Source organism: Bradyrhizobium sp. P5_C11_2 (assembly GCF_054049755.1).
Window position 1 is genome coordinate 1 of the sequence record NZ_JBFULT010000787.1, and the last position, 2,677, is coordinate 2,677.

5 protein-coding genes are annotated in these 2,677 nt (G+C 60.3%); 2 read left to right on the forward strand and 3 right to left on the reverse strand.

The features are described 5' to 3' along the window. Window positions 1-248: integrase core domain-containing protein (locus ACXJL8_RS38520; protein ID WP_456686759.1), on the forward strand; the 248-nt coding region annotated here is incomplete at its 5' end. Between the two features lie 789 nt (window positions 249-1,037). Here ACXJL8_RS38520 and ACXJL8_RS38525 read toward each other — a convergent pair. Both ACXJL8_RS38525 and ACXJL8_RS38530 read right to left on the reverse strand, forming a co-directional pair. Further along, complete coding sequence (locus tag ACXJL8_RS38525; RefSeq protein WP_456686760.1) at window positions 1,038-1,247, reverse strand: hypothetical protein; 210 nt, start codon at window positions 1,245-1,247, stop codon at window positions 1,038-1,040. A 7-nt stretch (window positions 1,248-1,254) separates the two neighbouring features. Beyond that, the gene (locus ACXJL8_RS38530) at window positions 1,255-1,794 is read right to left on the reverse strand and encodes a PAS domain-containing protein (RefSeq protein ID WP_456686761.1); all 540 of its coding nucleotides are present in this window, start codon (window positions 1,792-1,794) and stop codon (window positions 1,255-1,257) included. Between the two features lie 427 nt (window positions 1,795-2,221). Between ACXJL8_RS38530 and ACXJL8_RS38535 the strand changes: the two genes are divergently transcribed. Next, window positions 2,222-2,431, forward strand: a complete 210-nt coding sequence (locus ACXJL8_RS38535) for a hypothetical protein (RefSeq protein WP_456686762.1) — start codon at window positions 2,222-2,224, stop codon at window positions 2,429-2,431. A 6-nt stretch (window positions 2,432-2,437) separates the two neighbouring features. Here ACXJL8_RS38535 and ACXJL8_RS38540 read toward each other — a convergent pair. Beyond that, on the reverse strand, window positions 2,438-2,677 hold a 240-nt coding region (locus ACXJL8_RS38540; RefSeq protein WP_456686721.1), incomplete at its 5' end, for a transposase.

The window sequence follows — 2,677 nt, forward strand, 5'->3', positions numbered from 1 at the left end:
GGACCAATGGCCAGGTCGAGCGCATGAACCGGACCCTCAAGGACGCGACCGTCAAGCGCTACCACTACGACAGCCACGACCAACTGCGGGAACACCTCGCCGCTTTCCTGGATGCCTACAACTTCGCCCGGCGGCTCAAGACCCTACGCGGCCTCACGCCATACGAAGCGACCTGCCGAGCCTGGGCAGACGACCCAGGCCGGTTCAGATACGACCCAACCCATCTCACCTCGGGACTGAACACCTAGTGATCGTTCGAGCTGGTTGCGGGTGTTCGATCGRCTAGCGCAGCCCGAGACAATCGTCTCCCGGATTGTTGCGCGCCTGATCAGAACACAGGCGCGGGCTGGCTGTTGCCGCCGTTCTACCGATCTTGAAGTGGCCGCAACCGCACAATCGCCCCGGCTGGTTGGAGTATCCCGGTGAGCTCGGATCGCGTCGGCCGGCCGWAGGTGTCGGCCCAGCTCAATTGGATAACTCGGGCACTGGGAGCCTCAATCGCGGCCAACGCGACCTTCTCCGGATGCCGGCGACTGGCGGCGCCAATCCAGCGCACGACCCAGCGTTCACGCCCGCGACGGGATGGCAGCCCTCGCTTCGGCACAGACCAACGTTGGGTCGAGCGGATGTGGCCGCGCTTGGCTAACGACATGCGGCGATGTCCCTCTATCAGGTCTTCAAGCTGCTACGAGTAGGCCCGAGACGTCAGTTCGATCCGCTAGCCGTGAACGAGTCTCACTGCTGATCTAGATGGCCCTTCGCGCTAGGATCAGCAGGCGGGATGCCGGCGTCGAAAGTGCACGGAGCGCAAAATACCCGAGGAACATCGTCGTATGACTTAGGCGCGTAGGTCCATCAGGCCCGAATGAGGCCTACCATGACCGGTAGTATCTTCTTACGCAATGGAGGCCGTCATACCTGGTGATTTAGCTGTCATTTTTATCTTTCCCATGGCCCGCCACACCCACGAAGGAGCCGCGCCCGAGCGGAATAATGCCAACCTCCGCCAGCGGAACGAATCTCGCGTCGGTCGGAAACTACGCTTCGAGCTCAAGCTTCGCAGCTTGGTGGTCTAGCTCGGCCACAACCGATTTTAGGTGCACGTCTGAGATCAACTCAGCCAGTGGAAGCAAATGCTGACGCTGTTCGCGCAGCATTTGCGCGGGACTAAGTCCGCTGCGCTGAGCGCGATAAGTAAGTATTTCCAGAAATTCTTGCGCCGCAGCCTTGCGATTTTCGTCTGTCATCTGCGCCTCAAGCTGCATTACTGACAGAGCCGGGTTGAACTCGACAGCCGGGAATCATAACCGTTCGCTCAAATTTGCTCGGCTCGAGCGGGGCAGCAGCCTGTGGGCATGCGAATGGAGCGCGCAGAGCTGACAGAGGCGTCACCTTCACGAGGATATTCGAGCCGGCTACGATTTTCCCGGATCTGTCCCGCAGCGGCGTCGGATGCGGCATGATTGGGACACGCGTGCCATCGGGCCGTTCGAGAACAACTTGCAGGCCCCGCACCGCGCTACCCTGCTGGAGGGAAAGAGCCAGCGGCCAGCGCTCACGCGGCAATCGCGTTCCGTTGATCTCGTAGATGTGCCAGGAACCGCACCAACGCTCCTCGCCTATAGCAGGGCGACGGCCCCACAGCTCCGCGGCCGCATCGTTGTAGTAGGTCAGCCAACCTTCGGCGTCAGTGGTATATAAAGGAGCCGAGATCTTCTGGAACAACTGAGCGCACGCGGGCTCGTAATTCCAGCCGCAGCCAGGCGGCGAGAGCTCATATTCGTCGATAAACATTTGAGGCTCACCCTCCACGAATTCGGAATCGCGCCCAGCTTCAACTCTCACTTCATATTCATATTGAAGTACAATTGACGAGGCAGACCGTATCAACGTTCAGCAGGAAAAATCATCATCAAATGTTAATCGGCGCTGTCGATGCGATTAGGGCGCGCGTCATATAATTGCGCCGTCGTCATAAACGGCGATTCGAGAGCTAATGGTGGGGCCGGCGTCCAAAACCTCATAAGATGGCAGCCGAACCGGCTCGTCGGTGTCGAATATTCTTGTCGTCCGGCTTGACGCACGTTTTGCAATGCAGCATCAGTCCGAACCGCTGTGCAACAGATTCGGCGTCAACGTTGAGGTCTGCGGCGCATCATGAACACCATCCAGCCGAGTTTCGAGATCACGGCCGGGATGTGCGACATTGCCGAAAAGAGCGTTGATCAGGCGCGCCGCGCTCGTTGGCTTCGTACAGAACGCGCGCAAGGCCACGGAGAGTGCGCAGGCGCAGACGAAGACTGCAGAGCTGCCGATCAGCGTGGCCTACGTGCGCGGTCTCGAGTTCTTCGAGCAGAACCTCGTCAGCACCTTCGATCTCGCGCAGCAGCTGGTGCGGGCCAACAGCCTGCAGGACGCGCTGCAGCTCTAGGGCGTGTCATCGCTTGAGCCAGTCGAGGGCTGCGGCGAGGGACAGGACACCCATGAAGCTTGTGGCGGTTTTCTCGTAGCGGGTTGCGATGGCACGCCATTCCTTGAGCCTCGCCCAGAGGCGCTCGACCTGATTGCGATTGTTGTAGATCCAGTCCGGGCAGGCGACGGGGGTCTCGTGGTGCTGAGGCGGGATCGCGGGGCGCGCACCCATGTTCCAGATGTGCTCGCGGAAGGCGTGACTGGT